The organism is Acidobacteriota bacterium, from assembly GCA_003696075.1.
GTDB lineage: Bacteria > Acidobacteriota > Polarisedimenticolia > J045 > J045 > J045.
Genome location: RFHH01000061.1, coordinates 1 through 16,598 on the forward strand (window position 1 = coordinate 1; position 16,598 = coordinate 16,598).

14 protein-coding genes are annotated in these 16,598 nt (G+C 71.1%); 10 read left to right on the top strand and 4 right to left on the bottom strand.

The genetic code is table 11. The annotated features are described in order from the left end of the window. Nucleotides 1-22: 22 nt before the first annotated feature. The 3 genes from D6718_03875 to D6718_03885 all read left to right on the top strand — a co-directional run bounded on the left by D6718_03875 (nucleotide 23) and on the right by D6718_03885 (nucleotide 3,577). Nucleotides 23-2,005: a hypothetical protein gene (locus D6718_03875; GenBank protein ID RMG47264.1), complete on the top strand. Its 1,983-nt coding sequence runs from the start codon at nucleotides 23-25 to the stop codon at nucleotides 2,003-2,005. Beyond that, nucleotides 2,002-2,505, top strand: a complete 504-nt coding sequence (locus D6718_03880) for a DUF2752 domain-containing protein (protein RMG47265.1) — start codon at nucleotides 2,002-2,004, stop codon at nucleotides 2,503-2,505. The genes D6718_03875 and D6718_03880 overlap by 4 nt, the downstream gene beginning before the upstream one ends. A 538-nt stretch (nucleotides 2,506-3,043) precedes the next feature. Further along, nucleotides 3,044-3,577, top strand: a complete 534-nt coding sequence (locus tag D6718_03885) for a hypothetical protein (GenBank protein ID RMG47266.1) — start codon at nucleotides 3,044-3,046, stop codon at nucleotides 3,575-3,577. A 175-nt stretch (nucleotides 3,578-3,752) separates the two neighbouring features. Here the strand turns inward: D6718_03885 and D6718_03890 are convergent, their stop codons facing one another. After that, a complete protein-coding gene (locus D6718_03890) occupies nucleotides 3,753-3,953 on the bottom strand; it encodes a hypothetical protein (protein RMG47267.1) in 201 nt (66 codons plus the stop codon). A gap of 168 nt (nucleotides 3,954-4,121) precedes the next feature. On the opposite strand from D6718_03890, the gene D6718_03895 reads away from it, so the two are divergent. Together D6718_03895 and D6718_03900 are read left to right on the top strand one after the other, a co-directional pair. Continuing rightward, nucleotides 4,122-4,898, top strand: coding sequence for an HAD family hydrolase (locus D6718_03895; GenBank protein RMG47268.1), 777 nt, complete (start codon nucleotides 4,122-4,124; stop codon nucleotides 4,896-4,898). Continuing rightward, on the top strand, nucleotides 4,895-5,473 hold the full coding sequence (locus D6718_03900; GenBank protein ID RMG47269.1) for an NUDIX hydrolase: 579 nt from the start codon (nucleotides 4,895-4,897) through the stop codon (nucleotides 5,471-5,473). The genes D6718_03895 and D6718_03900 overlap by 4 nt, the downstream gene beginning before the upstream one ends. 888 nt (nucleotides 5,474-6,361) lie before the next feature. Here the strand turns inward: D6718_03900 and D6718_03905 are convergent. Then, the gene (locus tag D6718_03905) at nucleotides 6,362-7,648 is read right to left on the bottom strand and encodes a dicarboxylate/amino acid:cation symporter (GenBank protein RMG47270.1); all 1,287 of its coding nucleotides are present in this window, start codon (nucleotides 7,646-7,648) and stop codon (nucleotides 6,362-6,364) included. A gap of 10 nt (nucleotides 7,649-7,658) precedes the next feature. Next, a complete protein-coding gene (locus tag D6718_03910) occupies nucleotides 7,659-8,243 on the bottom strand; it encodes a hypothetical protein (protein ID RMG47271.1) in 585 nt (194 codons plus the stop codon). A gap of 1,022 nt (nucleotides 8,244-9,265) precedes the next feature. On the opposite strand from D6718_03910, the gene D6718_03915 reads away from it, so the two are divergent. The 3 genes from D6718_03915 to D6718_03925 all read left to right on the top strand — a co-directional run bounded on the left by D6718_03915 (nucleotide 9,266) and on the right by D6718_03925 (nucleotide 12,654). Then, entirely contained in the window at nucleotides 9,266-11,116 is a 1,851-nt protein-coding gene (locus D6718_03915) for a tetratricopeptide repeat protein (GenBank protein ID RMG47272.1), read from the top strand. 64 nt (nucleotides 11,117-11,180) lie between these two features. Next, nucleotides 11,181-11,927 (top strand): MBL fold metallo-hydrolase, encoded by a 747-nt coding sequence (locus D6718_03920; protein ID RMG47273.1) that lies wholly within the window; start codon nucleotides 11,181-11,183, stop codon nucleotides 11,925-11,927. 250 nt (nucleotides 11,928-12,177) lie between these two features. Next, complete coding sequence (locus D6718_03925; GenBank protein RMG47274.1) at nucleotides 12,178-12,654, top strand: hypothetical protein; 477 nt, start codon at nucleotides 12,178-12,180, stop codon at nucleotides 12,652-12,654. On the opposite strand, the gene D6718_03930 is transcribed toward D6718_03925, so the two are convergent. Beyond that, nucleotides 12,617-13,108 (bottom strand): hypothetical protein, encoded by a 492-nt coding sequence (locus D6718_03930; protein ID RMG47275.1) that lies wholly within the window; start codon nucleotides 13,106-13,108, stop codon nucleotides 12,617-12,619. The two genes, D6718_03925 and D6718_03930, sit on opposite strands and share 38 nt — an antisense overlap. On the opposite strand from D6718_03930, the gene D6718_03935 reads away from it, so the two are divergent. Both D6718_03935 and D6718_03940 read left to right on the top strand, forming a co-directional pair. Beyond that, on the top strand, nucleotides 13,102-16,071 hold the full coding sequence (locus D6718_03935) for a penicillin-binding protein 1B (GenBank protein ID RMG47276.1): 2,970 nt from the start codon (nucleotides 13,102-13,104) through the stop codon (nucleotides 16,069-16,071). The two genes, D6718_03930 and D6718_03935, sit on opposite strands and share 7 nt — an antisense overlap. Before the next feature lie 14 nt (nucleotides 16,072-16,085). Further along, complete coding sequence (locus tag D6718_03940) at nucleotides 16,086-16,595, top strand: prepilin-type N-terminal cleavage/methylation domain-containing protein (GenBank protein ID RMG47277.1); 510 nt, start codon at nucleotides 16,086-16,088, stop codon at nucleotides 16,593-16,595. Nucleotides 16,596-16,598: the final 3 nt, after the last annotated feature.

The window sequence follows — 16,598 nt, forward strand, 5'->3', positions numbered from 1 at the left end:
GCCGATGGCTGTCTCGCGCGGGATGCGGCGGTTTCTGATCGCGGTCGCGGCAGCGGCCGTCCTGCTCGCCGCCGGTGTCCTCCTCGCGGTGCGGCTGGTCGACGTCCAGCGTTACCGGCCGCGTATCGAACGGGCTGTCCTCGAGGCGACCGGGTGGCGGGCGGAACTGGGGGATCTCCGGCTTTCGCTGTGGCGGGGCTTGGCCCTGACGGCGCGCCCCGTGACGCTGCGCGCCCCGGGCGGGGAGACACGGGCGGACGTCGCCCTGCTGGCGGTCGAAGCCGAACTCTGGCCCCTGCTCCGGGGCGACCTGATCGTGCGGCGGATCGAGATCGACCGACCGGCGATCGATCTGGTGCGGCGGGATCCGGACCGCGGCTGGGCATTCCCGGCCGCCGTGCCCGCGTCCGCCGGTTCCGAGCCCGGCATCCGGATCGACGAGATCCAAGTGAAGGGTGGCCGGATCGCGCTCGAGGACCGGACCGCGGACCCGCCGGCTCGAGTGGCGTTCGAGGATGTCGCCGCGGTCATCATGCCCGAGACGGGCCGCTTCTGGGGCACGGCCCACGCTGCCGGTGGACTCGGGCGCGTCAAGTGGAACGGCACGGCCGCGAGGGGGTTCCGGATCGACATCGAGGCGCTGCGAACCGAAGTCCTCCGGGGCTGGCTGGGACCCCTTCGCGTGCGGGAGGGGGGCATGCTGTCCGGTTCCGTCGAGATCGCGCCGGACTTCCGGATCAGCGGTTCTCTTCGAGGGGACGGCTTGGGCCTGGAGACGGGGGAGGCGCCCCTCGAGCGGGCCAGGTTCGATTTCGATCTCGTCCCCGAGGCGGAAGGCTGGTCGTTGGCGCGCGGGGAACTGGCTGCAGGGGACGCGCGGATTCGAATCGAAGGGCGCCTGGACGCCGAGCCGCGGCTGACGGCCAGGCTCCCCTCGACGCCGCTGGAGGACGCGCTGGCCCTGGTGCGCAGCCTCTTCCCGCTGCCGATCGCGATCGAGCCGCCGGGGACCGCGTCCCTCGTCGCGGAACTGTCCGGGGGCGACTCCGACTGGGAGGCGAGGGCTTCCGGCACCCTCTCGGCGGAGCGCGTAGTTCTCGGGAATCCGCTGCCACCGGTGGAGAAGGTGGCGCTTCGTTTCGACCTGGCGGACGACGGCGAGCTGCGGATCCGGATCGACGAGGGCGAGGTCGCCGGCGGCTCGCTGACCGGCTCAGCCCGGGTCGAGGCGCTCTCCGGTCCCGGCAAGGTCAGGTTCGAAGGGCGGGTCGGCGGGGCCGAGCTCGGACGCCTCCTCGCGCCGATGCTCCCGGGAGTGGCGGGGAAGGTTTCCGGACCGCTCGACCTGCGGGCCAACGTCCAGCTCGATCTCCAACGTGGTCCGAACGATCTCGCGGCGCTGTCGGGGACCGCCCGCGCCGCGGCCACAGGGATCTCGGCACCGGGGTGGGATCTCGAGGCCGCGGTGCGAAGGGCCGTGGAAGCCCGCCTCGAGGAGGTGGCGCGGAAGGCGGGCCTGCTGGAGCGGTTCCTGAAGGGCCGTCCCGAGGCGCCGCCCGCTCCTCCCGAGGCGCGGCGCCTGGTGGACCGCCTCGCCGCTGCGGTCGATCTCGGAGAGATCCCGTGGCGGTTGGCGCCTTTCGAAATCGAGGTGGGTCGGCTGACGGCATCCGGCCGCGGGCGTTTCGATCCGCGCGACGGCGGGATCGCACTCGATCTCACCGGCGCACTTTCGGCGGAGGCCAGTGCGGAGATCGTCGCCGGACGGCCGGCGCTGAGGCGGCTTCTCGATCCCCAGGGACGCCTGGTCGTTCCCCTGCGGGTTCGCGGCACCGTGACCCGACCGGCGATCGGCGTCGACGCTTCCGGGCTCGTGGACGACAACCTGGCCGACGCGCTCCGGGAAGAGCTGACGAAAGATGCCACCGGAGAGGAAGCCCGCGGCCTGATCGAGCGCCTGCTGCGACGCCGGCGAGAGCGGCCGCAGAACGGGGGTGGCGGATGAGCGCGGCCGGGTTGCCGGAGAGTCGCGTGGAGCAGGGGCGCTGGCCGGCACCGCTCGCGGAGTGGGGTTGGGGCGGCGTCCGTTTCAGGCTCCTGCCGGCCGAGCATCCGACTTCCGATCTCGAGCCGGTGATCGCCGTGGTCGGTCTGCTGGCCATCCTGGGGATGTGGACCCTCCCGCTCGACCTGCTCGCCGGCTTCGCCGGTGTCTGCCGGTTTCACGCCTGGACCGGCTGGCCTTGTCCCACCTGCGGCATCACGCGCGGCCTGCTCGCCGTCGCGCACGGCGATCCGTTCCGTGCGTTGCGAATGAACCCGCTCCTGATCGGGGGAATCCTGGCAACCGGTGCCTATGCCCCCGTCGCGCTGGCCCTGTGGATCTTCCGCGCACCCCGCCCGCGCATCGCTCTTCTCACGCCATCCGCTCGCTGGGGCACGCTCTTCCTTGCGGTCGCCGCCGTGCTCGCGAACTGGGCTTTCCTCGTCATCGACGGGCGCTGAGCGGGCGCTGGCCGGCGCGCGATCGGGACCGTGTCTCCGGGCGCGCGCAGCCCCGTTGCACGGCGCGTTCCACACATGTGATGAGAGATGCACCCGGAACGGTGCACGCTGCCCGCGAACCCACTCGCGAACAATCCATTCGGGCCGAAAGCCTCGAACGGACCGGTGCCGTCGCGCGATCCTCGTGTCGGCCGGGCGACTTGGCGAAGCCGGTCGCACGATTCGGGATGCCTTTTCCACGGGACGCCCGTTGCGGCCATGGCGGCGCGACAGGTCGTTCTCGTATGACGCGAGGTCCATCCGCCAAGGTGCACAACCCAGCCCAACTCGTTGACCGTTCCTGAGTTGCGGTCGCCGCTCCGCCTGAGCGGTCTCATCCCAGACAAGTCCTCTCTTCCTTGGAGTCGCGCGCCGAGTCGCGTCGTTGAGGATGCCCTCAGGAGTGGGGGTTGACCGACCCACCCCCCGAAGAATTGCTTAAGTGTGCTCATTGAAGGGGAGGTCCGATGAAGTGATTCCCGAGAAGTTAGCTAGAGGTGTGGCCGCGGTCATCTCCCTCCTCCTCTTGGTCCCGCGACCCGCATTCGCGCGCGGCGACGTGCAGGCGGAGTCGATCAGGATCGTGCGGGATCCGTCCGGCAAGTTCCATGTCGAGGTCGGCTACGAGGTCGCATGGGGCGCCGACCAAGGAGAGTTCGGCTACACCCTCCTCGTCACCCAGAAACGTGCCGGCAAGGTCATCTCAGTGCCGTTGGACGTGACCGAGACGGTGCATCCTGTTGACGCCTGCGACGAAGTGTGCAGCGGCACACACGGAGCAGGAGCCTGCCACTACATGGTGGGTTCCGGTCCGACGGTCTTCGAGGGATCCTGCCGGTGGGCCCCGAATCTGCGCCCCGGACCGCGGGGAGACAAGGCACAAGACGGGTGCACCTGTTCGCGATCCGATAGCAAGCCGTCGTCGACCATCCAGCTCGCCAGCGGCGACGTCGTCACCTTCAGCATCACGCCTTCTCCAAGCCTGCGGGGTGATGAGACCTCGAACAACTCGCTGTCTGTCACGATTCAATGAGGAGCTCAGCGATGAGAAGAGCAATGGTTTTCGCTGCGCTTACGGCCGCATGTGTCGTGCCCCCGGGTTTTGCAGATGTCGATGTCAGCGCCCATTCGATTCAATTCGAAGTCGTCGAGGGCGAACTTCGAGTCAACGCGACGTACGGGGTCTGGCACGACGAGGCACAAGCTGATTACACGATCCACGTCGAACTGGTCCAACTCCGGGACGGGGTTCCCATCGCCACGGTCTGGCAGGACTCCCACTCCGGGCTGATCTCCAGCAGCGTCTCGAGTTGCAAGCGCGGTTGCCACGTCCAGTCGTGCACGGGAACCTGCAGCGTGGGCGGGAAGAGCGGTTCCTGCAGGACGACGGCGGAAAACTGCGACGGCAAGGACGGCTATCGAGAGTGCATGTCCGTTCTCGAGTCGGGAGCGATCGCGCTGCAGGGCGTGCACGATGGCGACATCTTCCGGCTCTCCGTCGAAGTCTCCGGTGCTACCGACGTGAACTCTGCCAACGATACCCTCACCGTCGCCTTCAACTGACGAGTTCGACCCGGATGGCCGGGGTCCCGCCCCGGCCAACGGCCCGCGCCGGGCGGGAGTCGAATCTGACCGCTTCGCGTACAATCTGCGCCGGAGGTTCGATGACTGCGACAACCGGGCGCGATGTGCGCGTCGTTTGCTTCGACGTCGACGGGACGCTCGTGCGGCAGCCGGAGGGCCGCACGATCTGGCAGATCATCAACGCCCACTACCACGGCGGGGACGAGATCAACCGCCGCCGTTTCCGCGCCTTCCGCGAGGGGCTGATCAGCTACCCGGAGTGGGTGACGCTCGACATCCTCGATTGGAAGGCGCACGGGGCCCGGCGCGGCGAAATCGAGGCTCTGATCCGCCGCGAGCTGACGGTCGTGCCCGGCGCTCGCGAGACGGTCGCTGAGCTCAAGCGACGTGGTTACGGCACGGCGGTGGTCTCGGGAACGCTCGACCTGGTTTTCGAGCTGCTGCTGAGCGACTTTCCCTTCGACCACGTTTACACCAACAGGATCTTCTTCGACGAAGAGGGGCGGATCGCCGGCTTCGAGCCTACGCCCTACGACGTCGAGGGGAAGGCCGACGGCCTGGCGCGCGTGGCGCGCGATTTTGGCGTGCGGGGCGAGTCCATCGCCTTCGTGGGCGACAGCTGGAACGACCGCGCAGCCTTCCGCGCGGCCGGCTTCGCGGTCGCCTATCATCCCAAGGATCCGGGGCTCGTCGAGCTTGCGGACGCGGTCGTCCAGGACGGCTCGTTCGAGCGTCTGCTCGACCTGTTCCCGGGATCGGAGGCGGCATGAGTGACCGCGCCGAACTTCTCGCCAAGCGCCGCGTGTACGAGGGGAAGATCCTTCGGATCGACGTGGACCGGGTGCGTCTGCCCGGCGGCGCCGTCACGGAGCTGGAGACGATCCGGCACCCCGGTGCGGCGGCGGTGGTGCCGTTCCGCGGGGACGGGGCGATCGTCCTCGTCCGGCAGTACCGCCATGCCGCGGGAGGCTTTCTGCTCGAGGTCCCGGCGGGCAAGCTGGATCCCGGCGAGGATCCGGCCGCGTGCGCCGCCCGCGAGTGCGGCGAGGAGATCGGCCTGCGCCCCCACCGGATCGAGCCGCTCGGCCGCATCTTGACGACCCCCGGTTTCACGGACGAAGTGATCTGGCTCTACGAGGGTCACGAGCTGGAGCCGTGTTCCCAAGCGCTCGAGCCGAGCGAGGTCCTCGAGATCGTCGAGCTGCCGTTCGCGGAGGCGCTCGCGGCGGTCCGCGACGGGCGCATCTACGACGCGAAGACGGTGGCGGCGTTGTTGCTGGCGGCCGACCGCCGCGGCTCCGGCTCGGGCTCCCCTGCGCGCCCCGCCGCGCCCGGTTCCTCGTGAAGGCCTCCCGATCGGCGGGAGCGTGACGGGGGAGCGGGGTTCCGGTCCGCGCGGGGAGTGGGAGGTGCATCCGCGACGGCGCTTCCCGATCGAAGCGATCGCACGTTTCGAGAAGCGCATCCCCGATGTTGCATTGTTCCGTCGAGGTCGTTGGAGGGTCGAAGGATCCGGTCTCGAATGGATCGAGGCCCTGACACCGGGCCGAAGTCTTGTCTTCTCATCGAGTTTCGCGGCGTTTCGCACCATCGAGGGAGCACCCCCCAGGTTTTGGGAGGTGCATCCCCGATGGCGCGTCGGCGCTTTCGAGCCACTCAACGTCCTGGGGTCGAAGCCTGAAACGGCTCGATGTCCGCGAGAAAGCGCCGAGACCTTCATCGGGCATCGAGTTGTGCGGCGTTTCGCACCATCGAGGGAGCACCTCCGACGTTTCGAGGTTGCGGTTCGGAGCGGCTCGCTTCGCGCGCAGTTGGGCCCGAGTGTCTCGTCTCGAACGGGTCGCGGGGCGTTTCGCACCGTCGCTGGTGCACCTCTGCCGGAATGCCCGGAGCACCGACCGGCGGGCAGGCCGGTCCACCCCGGCGGTGCGCCAACCGGGGTTGCCGCTGCTCGGCTCCCCACGCGGGAAAGGCGGCGCCGCTTCGCGGGTGGTGGGCGTGCGGGCAGCGGCCGGCCTTCCGGGGGCGCGGCCATCGCTGCGGGCTCCTGAGCCGGTAGCGCGGGAGATCGGCGCGGCGGGCGCGGCTCCGCAGACGCTCGGATCGCCGTGCGGCTGTTTCGAGATCCAGGAGCGCGGACGGTCCTGGCGAAGCGCGCCGGCGCCGCCGTTGGGGATCGCTGCGAGGAAGGGGGACACGGACCCGCCGGGCGGCCCTCCGGCTCGGGAACGATTCAGGCGGGACGGGGGGGAGAGCCTTCCATGGAGCTGACCACCGCGGCGCCCACCGTGTCGGACCACACGTTGGTCGCCGTTCGCAGCATGTCGAGCGGGCGGTCGACGGCCAGGATCAGGAGCGCTCCCTCGAGCGGCAGATCGAGGGCCTTGAGGATGATCGTCATCATCACCAGCCCTGCGGAGGGGATGCCGGCGGCGCCGATCGAGGCGAGCAGAGCCGTGATGACGACGACGAGCTGGCGCCCGAGGGTCAGCTCGTATCCGGAGGCGGTGGCGTAGTACTGAGCGAGGAAGATCGTGCCGACGCACTCGTACAGCGCCGTGCCGTCCATGTTGATCGTCGCCCCCAGCGGAAGCACGAACGACGCGATGCGGTTGGGGACGCCACCTCGCTCTTCGACCGATTCCAGTGTCACGGGGAGCGTCGCGCTCGACGAGGAGGTGGAAAAGGCGGTCATCAACGCCGGGGCCACCGTTCGGGCCCAGACGGCCGGGCTCGTTCCCGAGAACAGACGGAGGACGAGCGGCAGGGTGACCAGCCCGTGGATCGCGAGGCCGCCGACGACCGTCAGCATGTACAGCACGAGCGGGCGCACCTCCTCGCCCCCGCTGCGCGCGGCGACGCGGGCGACCAGCGCGAACACCGCGACAGGAAGCACGCCGAGCACCAGCCCGGCCAGCCGCGTCATCAGTTCGAACGCACCGTTCACGAGATCGGCCAGGGGACGGCGGTGACGCTCCGGAAGCCGCGTGAGCGCAAAACCGGCCAGCAGGGCGAACGTGATGATCTGCAGCATGTCGGCTTCGGCCAGGGCCTTGAAGACGTTGTCCGGAACCAGCCGCTTGAAAATGCCCAGCATCCCCTCCGCGTGGCCCGGCATCTCCGGAGGGATCTCGCCGATGTGCAGCTCCGCTCCGACGCCGGGGCGGATCAGGTTGACCAGCGCGAGCCCGGTCAGGATCGCCAGCGCGCTGGTCACGATGTAGTAGGCGAACGTGCGCCCGCCGATGCGGCCGAGCTCCCGCGGATCCCCCACGGCGCAGACCCCGGCCATGATCGAGAAGAGCACGAGCGGCGCCACCAGCATCTTGAGCAGCCGGAGGAAAAGCTCGGCGACGAAATCGAACAGCCCCAGCAAGGCGGCTGCGGGGGCCGGCGGATGGGCTCCGAGACGGCCGAGGAGCACGCCGCAAACGATGCCCGATGCCAGGGAAGCGAGCACGGTCCAGTGCGAGGACCAGCGCGACCGGCGCCCCGGACCTGCCGGCGGTCTCGTGCTCACGCCCCCGCCGTCACCGCCCCGCTTCCGGATGCCACCGCCAGGGAACGCCGGTCTGCGGCCACTCCACGACGTTCCAGGGGTAGGGCCGGTCGGGAGAGGTGTGCACCAGGTCGTCGGTCGGCCGCCACTCGAACCACGACGGAAGCGGGGCCCAGCGGACGCGATGCCACGGATAGGGCGCCTCGGGGTCGGTGCGCTCGAGCGATTCTTCGGGCGTCCAACGGCTCCAGGGGGGAGCGGCCGGTCCCGGTTCGGCCAGGGTCCCCTCCAGAACCGCCAGTTGCGAGGCCGGTCCCGGGCCGATGGTGGCCGCCTCCGCGTCGGCGGGGCCGGCGCGGTCGGGGCGCGGCACCCTCACCACCACGCGCTCTTCGACCTCGGGAGCCCGCCCGAGGAGGGTGACCCCGTGGGGTAGCGGAGCTGCCCGGGATCCCGGGGGCGGGGGCGAGGGGGTCGCCGCGCTCCGGCTGGCGTGCGACCGGTCGCCGGGCGCCTCCGGCGGGCCTTCGGCGGCCGCTCCGGTCAGAGGGGCCGCCCCGGTCGCGGCGGCCAGAAGGAGAAACAGGAGCCGGAGACGCCAGCGCATCACCGCCATTCTAAGCGAGGTGCATCCCCGATGGTGCGTTTCTTCGTCGCAACTCGATGAGCCCTCTGCGGTTGGCGTGCCGAACCGCGCGCTTTGGCTGAAATCGGCGCCAGGGGCCCGTCTTTCATCGACTTGGCCGACGCAGCGCACCATCGAGGGTGCACCTCCCAATTCCAAGCGGATTGCATCCCCCGCGGTGCGTTTTTCCGCCGGAGTCGCCGGAAGGTCGAAGATCGGAGGTCCCGGTTCAAGGGGATCGATGTCCGAGGATCGGTCCAAACCGTTCATCGAATTGCGCGGAGTGTCGCCCGATCGAAGAGCACGTCCCGACCCACGCGAGGTTCTTGGGCAAAGGTCCCCATTTTCATCCAAGTCGATGAATGCGAAGAGGTTGGCGTCGCGGGCCGCTCGCATCGCGCGAAGCCGGGGCCGAAGTGAGACGGTCTTCGATCGAGTCGGGCGGCATCGCCCACCATCCGGGGAGCGGGTGCCGGTCGAGGCGGGACCCCTTTTCTGGCGGTGGACAGGGCGGTGGCCGCCCGCCTCGGCGGGCGGGGGCGCCAGGCCCCGGTTCGGGGAGGCGAGCGGGCGCAGCGGTCGGGACGCCGCGCCGGGACCGGCCGCCCGGGCCGACTCGGCGGGGCCCCGGCCCTCCCCGCGGGCCGCGTCGCCGGGTGGCGGGTCGCGCCTCGGGCGAAAGGGTTTCCCGAAAGAGCGATCCGGAATTCCTCGCTCCTCGTAGAAAGCCGATCGGTGAGGACCTCCGCGGCGGAGCCTGCGTTCCCTGGTTGATCGATGGGCGTTCGCCCGTGCCTGCCGCGGGCGCCGGGCTCCGAGGGCGCGCCGCCGGCCCGAAGGTCCGGCGGGCAGGCCCGGCACCGGCGGCGCACCGCCTCCTCCCGAGCCCCGGCGCCGGGGCCGCCCCGCGCCGGTCGTCGGCGGAGGCGGCGGCTGCCAGAATAGGGCCTCCGGGCACGGGTGGGGACGCCCCGGGGCGTTCCGGGTCGGCGTTCGCGGGAGGCGAGGTGGGGATGTCACGGCAGCGAATCGGAATCGCGCTCAGGAGCGGCGTCGCGCGTCTCGGAGGCGGCGCGCTGGTCGTCGCGGCGTCTTGCGGGGGAACGCGCATCGGTCCCCCGCGGTCGGGGGGACCGCCGACCGTTCTCCTCGTGACGATCGACACCCTGCGGGCCGATCGGGTCGGCTGCTACGGCCGCGCCGACGCGGGGACCCCGATGCTCGACGAGCTGGCGGCCCGCGGCGTCCGTTTCGCGGCGGCCCACACGACCGCCCCGCTGACGCTGCCCGCGCACAGCTCGATCATGACGGGCCGCAGCGTGCCGGCCCACGGGGTGCGGAACAACGGCACCTTCGCGTTGCCGCCCGAGATCCCGACGCTCGCCGAACGATTCGAAGCGGCCGGCTACGCGACCGGCGCCTTCATCTCCTCTCCGGTTCTCAAGCGCCGGCACGGGCTCGCCCGGGGGTTCCAGCGCTACGACGATGCGATCGCCGAGATCCCGGCCAACGTGGGCCGAATCGTCGTCCACTACGCCGAACGCTCCGGACGCGAGACGGTCTCCCGCGCCATCGCCTGGCTGCTGGACCAGGAGGGACGCCCGGCCTTCCTCTGGGTGCACCTCTGGGAGCCGCACAGCCCGTACCGGCCGCCTCCTCCCTTCGCGGAGCGGTTCCGCGACGACCGCTATCAGGGAGAGGTGGCTGCGGCCGACGCCGCGCTGAAGCGGCTCATCGACGGGATCGCCTCGCTGGGGCGTGCCGACGGGCTCCTTGTCGTCGTGAGCGGCGACCACGGCGAGGCCCTGGGGGACCACGGGGAGCAGACGCACGGCCTGTTCCTCTACGAGGAGGTGCTCCGGGTTCCCCTCATCGTTTCCGGGCCCTCGTGGGGCGTCCGCCACGCCGTGATCGAGGAGCTGGCCAGCGTCGCCGACATCGCGCCGACCCTGGCCGAGCTCGCCCGTCTCCCGGCGCTTCCCGGAACGGACGGGCTGTCCCTTGCCGCGGCACTGGCCGGCGGCCCGATGCCGAAGCGCGGCGGCGTGTTCGCCGAAAGCTGGCTTCCTCGTTTCGACTTCGGTTGGTCGGGCCTTCAAGCCTATCTTTCGGGCCACCGCAAGCTCATCCGGGCACCTCGTCCCGAGCTGTACGATCTCGAGGCCGATCCCGAGGAGATGCACGATCTCGCCGGAGAGCGCCCCGGCGAGGTTCGGGAGCTGACCTCGCAGCTCTTGGCCGAGGTCTCGCGGGCCGCAGCCGCCTCCCGCGGCCGCGCGCAGGTCGGGGCCACCGAGAAGGAGCTTGAGACGCTCCGCACCCTCGGCTACGCGGGGACGGGCCGGGTGGTCGAGGCGGACGACGCCGTCGATCCCAATCGTGCGGATCCCAAGGACAGGGTGGAGGTGGTCCACAAGCACGACCGCGCTCTTTTCCTGCTGGCGGACGGGAAACCGCTGGAAGCCCGCACGCTCCTGGAGGAGGCGCTCGAGATCGAGCCGGACGACCCCGCGCTCCTGTTCCAGTACGCGCAGACCTTCATCGTCGCCAAGGATCTCCCCGGCGCGGAGCGCGTGCTCCGGCGCGCGGTCCGGGTGCACCCGGACTACGGTCTCGCCTGGTATCGGCTCGGCCAGGTTCTCGCCCAGCTCGGGAAGGATGAAGAGGAGCGCGCGGCCTACGAGAAGGCGATCGAGCACGACCCGTACAACGTGGCTCCGCGCCTCGCCCTCGCCGAGAGCCTGATCGAAGCGGGGCAGATCGAGAAAGCCCGCCAGGTGGTGGAGGCCGCCCGGAAACTGGCTCCGGAGGACGAACAGATCGAGGCCCTGATGGCCCGAATGGACGCCGCCCGGAGCCGGTGACGGAGACCGTACCCGTGACGGACTGCCGGGTCACCGGCTAGCATAGGGACCGAGGGGGTGTTCCTTGATCGTCGACCGCGTGCAACACCCGGGTTGGCTGGTCAACAGCTGGCTGGTCGCAGGCCGCGAGGAAGGGCGCGGGATCCTGATCGACACCGGCGCCGATCCGGCGAAGATCCTCGAGATGGTCCGCCGGCACGGGGTCCGCGTGGTCGCGATCATCGCCACCCACCGCCATTACGATCACGTCGCCGGCAACGAATTCCTCGCCCGCAATCTCGGAGCGCCGGTGCTGGCGCACCGCCTCGAGCGGCCGCACATCCCCACGGCGACGGAGGACGCGGAACCTGGGCGGCGGTTCGAGTTCCGGGGATGGCACGCGGAGATCGTCGCCATTCCGGGCCACACGGCCGGCCAGATCGGCGTCCACGTGCCGGGGCACGCGATCTTCACCGGCGACACGCTGTTCAAGGGCTCCGTCGGAGGCACGGTGGCGCCCGGACACACAACGTTCGAAGACCTGCGGCGGAGCGTTCTCGAGACGATCCTCTCCTTGCCCGGGGACACGAAGATCCATCCCGGTCACGGCGAGAGCAGCACCGTGGCCCACGAGCTCGAGCGCAATCCGTTCGTCCGCGTCTGGCGGGGTCTCGACGAGCCCGGCACGCGGCCGGGGCGCGTGGACGGCAAGCGCGTGACCGTCGAGGTCTGGGCGAAGGACTACGACGGAGGCCACAAGGCACAAGTCCGGTTCGCCGACGGCTCCGTGGCCATCGTACCCGGCAGCCGCGTCCAGAAGGTGACGCTGTGAGCGCCTTGCACCCCTGATCGCTCGCGGTTTGCCCTACGCGCGGGGCCGGTGTCCCGCCCGGGACCCGCCGCGGCCCACCGTGGCACCAGCGGTGTTTCCACCCCGCGGCGGGAGACCCGCCCCTCGAGACCCGCGAGGCGAGACGCCCCCGTGCGTCGTCCCGCCCGCTCCCCGGGGGCGAGCGGCTTGCAGCGCGCCCCCGTGCCGGTGTCGGGAGGTCTCACTCCGGCGCGAGCGCCAGGGTCGACGCATGAACGCCGTGGCCACCGCGCGGAGCCACTGGATCGGCCGCGAGGCGCGGGTTTCGCGGGGCTCGCTCGCCGTGTTCCCCCGGCCGCCGCGGGACAGCGGAGTCCGAGAGGAGCGGGTTCTCCGGCGGCGGATCGTGGAAACGCTCCCTTTCACAGGTGCACCCTCAATGGTGCGAAACGCTGCGCAACTCGACGAAAGAAGGGTGCTTCGGCCTCACTCCGCGGGAGGCGAGTGGTTCGCGCCCTCCGAACTTCCTACGGCTTCGACGGGCAAGCGCACCAACGGAGGTGCACCTCCCTTTCCCTTCGGGAGCGCCGGGGACGCGGACCCCGCGAGCGCTTCTTTCGGGCTGGGCCAGGGCCCGCGAGCACCGAAGGGGAAGGATCGGCTCGGCGATCCGCGCGCGTCCTTTTCCAGGCGCGCCTGCCGGCCGTCCCTCAAGAAGCTTCCGCGGCGCGGATCAGGCGCTCGTTGACCGGAGTCGGAACGCCGTGGCGGCGACCCATTTCGACGATCGCGCCGTTTCGCCACGGGATCGCCTTGACGCCGCCGCGGACCCACTGAATCGGCCCCGTGGTGCGCGCGAGACAGGCGCGGGCGTCGCCGGCGCCGACGGTGACCCCATACTCCGCGGACGCGGCGGCGGCCGATTCCTCGAGCAGCGCCGCGAGTTCGTCCTCGTACCGCTGGAGATACTCGCCGAGCGTGACGCCGTGGACGGCGAGCGGCAAACCGACGACGGCGTTCCAGATCCCCTTGAGGATCATCTCCCGCCGGAACGCCTCTCGGCCGGCCACGCACTCGACGGCGAGCCCGCCGGCGGCGAGCGGCCCGACGAGCTCCTCCGCGAGCGGTCCGTGGAACAGCGAGGGGCGCAGCGAAGCGAAGAACTCTCCCTTCGACGTGAACCAGATCAGACCGCGTGTCACCGGGCCGAGATCCCCGTGGACGACCTCGAGAAAACCGTTTTGGACGAGAATCAACCGCTCGCGCGGAACACGGCCGAGCCGGTCGAGCACGGTGCCGAGGTCCTCTTCCCGGACCGCCACCAGACGCGGCGCGGAATCGGCGGGGTCGGAGGCGGATTCCCATCCTGTCGAGCGCGTCACCTCGGCCACCGCGACCCCGCTCGCGCGCAGAGCCCCGGCGAGGCGGCGCCCGACCTCCCCGGGGCCGATCAGATGGATCTTCCGGATCACCTCAGGACCTCCGGAGATCGGGACCGCTCACCCTCGCCGCTGCGCACGCTCACCGATCGCACTCCCCTCACGTTCCTCACCGACCGCTCGACGTCCTCCGCGAGCCCCGCGCCGCCGCGGCGGAGCCAGATCCGGACGTCCCCGCGAGCGCCGTCGAGATCGATCGAGCCGACCGCCTGGTCCACCGAGCACCCGTGCCGCTGGACGGCGGCCGCGACCGCCTCGAAAATGGGGGTCAGCTCGACAGGCTCCTCGCTCATGGAAGCCGATCATACCCGACGCGCTTCCCGAGAGGTGACGTGAGCGCCCGCCGCTCGACGAAGTCCGCTCGACGCCGAAGATCGGGGCGCACCGCGGGAGCGCGGGCGCGGCGCCGCCGCGGCGTCGCCATCGGGACGCTCGCCCTGGCGTCGGCCGCGGCTCTGTGGCTCGGTCTCGCGCTGTGGTCCGCCGGAGAGCGGGCGGTCGCGAGCCTCGAACGCGATCCGCCGAACGCCCCGGTCGAGATCCTCGCGGCACCCCGGGTGCTGCGTGTCGGCCGGCGGGTCGACCTGTCTGCCGTGGCCGAGGAGCTCGCAGCGCAGCGCTACCGGGCCGTGCCGCGGGTTCCCGCGCGTCCCGGGGAGTACCGGATCTCGGGGAACCGTCTCGAGGTCTACCGCCGCCCGTTCACCGGACCGCACGGCTACGCGGGCGCGGCCTTCGCCAGGGTGACGGTCGATGGAGGGCGGGCGGTGCGCCTCGAGGACGCATCCGGCCGCCCGCTCGGGGCGTTCACCCTGGAGCCGGTCCGGCTCGGCGCCTACCACGGCCCGGAGCTCGTCGACCGGAGGCCGCTCCCGCTCGACCGGTATCCGCCGCGCCTCGTGCAGGCGGTGGTGGCCGCCGAAGACGCGCGGTTCATGCGACACCGGGGCATCGATCTGCGCGCCGTCCTCCGGGCGGCGTGGGCCGACATCAGGGGAGGGGGCCTCGTCCAGGGCGGGAGCACGATCACCCAGCAGGTCGTCAAGAACCGGCTCCTCGGGCACCAGCGCACCTGGATGCGCAAGCTGCGCGAAGCGATCCTCGCCCTGTACGTCGAGCGCCGCGTTTCGAAAAGACGAATCCTGGAGATCTATCTCAACGAGGTCTATCTCGGGCAGGAGGGCGCGGTCTCGATCGTCGGCATGCCCGCGGCGGCCCTCCATTACTTCGGCAAGGACATATCCGACCTCACGCTCGACGAGCAGGCGATGCTGGCGGGGCTCATCGCCTCTCCCGGGCGCTTCGATCCCCGGCGGAGGCCCGAGGCGGCGCGCGCCCGCCGCAACTGGGTGCTGGAGCGGATGGAGCAGATCGGGGCGATCGATCCAGCCGAGCGGGAGCGTGCGGCGGCCCGCCCGCTGGGCGTGGTCGCGTCCCGGCGGCGGCTCGATCCGGCGGGCGATCTCCTGGACGCCGTCCAGCGCGAGTTGGTGAGCCGCGGGTGGGAACCGCGCCCGGGTGAGGAGCGCGCGCGCGTGTTCACCACGATCGATCCGGCCGTTCAACGCGCGGCTCGAGAGGCGTTGCGGAGCGTCCTCGACCGGCTGGAACGGGAGGACCCGCGCCGCGCCCCCCTGGAGGGGGCTGTGGTGGTCCTCAGGCCGGCGAGCGGGGAGATCCTGGCGATCGTCGGGGGGCGGAAAGGCAGCCGGGGCGCCTTCAACCGGGCGCTCGACGCCCATCGCCAGCCCGGATCGGCCTTCAAGCCGTTCGTGGCCCTCACCGCTTTCATCGAAGGCCATTGGCAGCCATCGAGTCTGCTGGCGGACGAGCCGATCGAGATTCGCACCGCCAACGGGCTCTGGCGGCCGCGCAACGTGGACGGGCGTTACCGCGGGACGGTGACCCTCCGGCAGGCCATCGAGGAGAGCCTGAACGTCCCGATGGCATGGCTCGGGCGGACCCTCGGCGCCGAGGCGATCCGGAGCTGGGCCCGGCTCGCCGGTATCCGCTCGCCGCTGCCGAGCGCCGTGTCGCTCGCGCTGGGAACGGGCGAGGTCACGCCGCTGGAGCTGGCGGTCGCGTACGGAACCATCGGGAACCTGGGGAAGTACCAGGCACCCCGCCTGGTGCGCGGCGTCCGGACCGCGGACGGCGCGGCGGTGCCTCTCGAGCCGATGGCGCCCCCGGAGAACCGGCTCCCGCCCGAGCCTTGCTATCTCGTCCTCGACATGATGGCCGGCGCGGCCGAGCACGGGACGGCCCGCGGCCTCGCCAGCGCCGCTCCGGGGGTGCGCGTCGCCGCCAAGACCGGAACGACCCAGGACGGGCGGGACGCCTGGGGGGTGCTGGTGACCGGGGACACGGCGGCGGTCTGTTGGGTGGGGCGGGACGACGGCAAACCCGCCCGTCTGTACGGCGCCGGCGCCGCCATCCCGGTGCTCGCCGAGCTGTTGCGCCGGGCCGGGTGGCTGCTCCTCGCCCCCCTCCCGGATCCCCCTCCCGGCGTGGTCGAGGTCACGATCGATCCGGACACCGGCGGGCTGGCCACCTGGCGTTGCCCCCGAAAGGCCCGCGAGGTGTTCACGAGGGACCGCCTCCCGGTGACGTGTCCCCGGCACCGCGGGTTCTTCCAGCGGTTCTTCGGCCGGCGGCTCGAGCCGGATGGCCGCGGCGGGGGTGCGGGACGCGATGGACGCCCGGCACCCGGGCTGCGTAGACATTGACGGAGAGCGGCCGGATGTGCCGGCCGGCGAGGGTGCCGATGCATCGAGCTGGCGGTGGCTGGGCCCAGAAGGGGCTGACCTTCATCGAGACGCTGGTGGTGGTGGCCTTGATGGGCATTCTGGCTCTGGGTGCCCTGCCGCTCGTTCACAACCACCAGCGGCACCTCAAGGAGATCGAGCTGAAGCGGAAGCTGAAGATGATGCGGGCGGCGATCGACCGGTACCACGAGTACGCCGTCCAGGGGATGATCGAGCCCTGGGATCTGGACTGGCACATGTACCCCAAGGACCTCGAGATGCTCGTCGAGGGTGTCGAGGTCAAGCCGGCCATCGATCAGGAACCGATCGTGATCAAGTTCCTGCGCCGGATCCCCGTCGATCCGATCACCGGCGAAGCCGAGTGGAGCTGCCGCGGCTACGAGGACGATCCGGACGAACGCAGGCACGATTGCGAGGACCTGTACGACGTCTTCTCCACGTCGGACGATTTCGCTCTGGACGGAACCGTCTACAGCGACTGGTGACCG

Excerpts from the sequence above, each read along its gene's own strand:
- D6718_03875 (RMG47264.1), top strand. The coding sequence starts at position 23 with ATGCGGCGGTTTCTGATCGCGGTCGCGGCAGCGGCCGTCCTGCTCGCC.
- D6718_03880 (RMG47265.1), top strand. The coding sequence starts at position 2,002 with ATGAGCGCGGCCGGGTTGCCGGAGAGTCGCGTGGAGCAGGGGCGCTGG.
- D6718_03895 (RMG47268.1), top strand. The coding sequence starts at position 4,122 with ATGGCCGGGGTCCCGCCCCGGCCAACGGCCCGCGCCGGGCGGGAGTCG.
- D6718_03900 (RMG47269.1), top strand. The coding sequence starts at position 4,895 with ATGAGTGACCGCGCCGAACTTCTCGCCAAGCGCCGCGTGTACGAGGGG.
- D6718_03910 (RMG47271.1), bottom strand. The coding sequence starts at position 8,243 with ATGGCGGTGATGCGCTGGCGTCTCCGGCTCCTGTTTCTCCTTCTGGCC.
- D6718_03915 (RMG47272.1), top strand. The coding sequence starts at position 9,266 with ATGTCACGGCAGCGAATCGGAATCGCGCTCAGGAGCGGCGTCGCGCGT.
- D6718_03925 (RMG47274.1), top strand. The coding sequence starts at position 12,178 with ATGAACGCCGTGGCCACCGCGCGGAGCCACTGGATCGGCCGCGAGGCG.
- D6718_03940 (RMG47277.1), top strand. The coding sequence starts at position 16,086 with ATGTGCCGGCCGGCGAGGGTGCCGATGCATCGAGCTGGCGGTGGCTGG.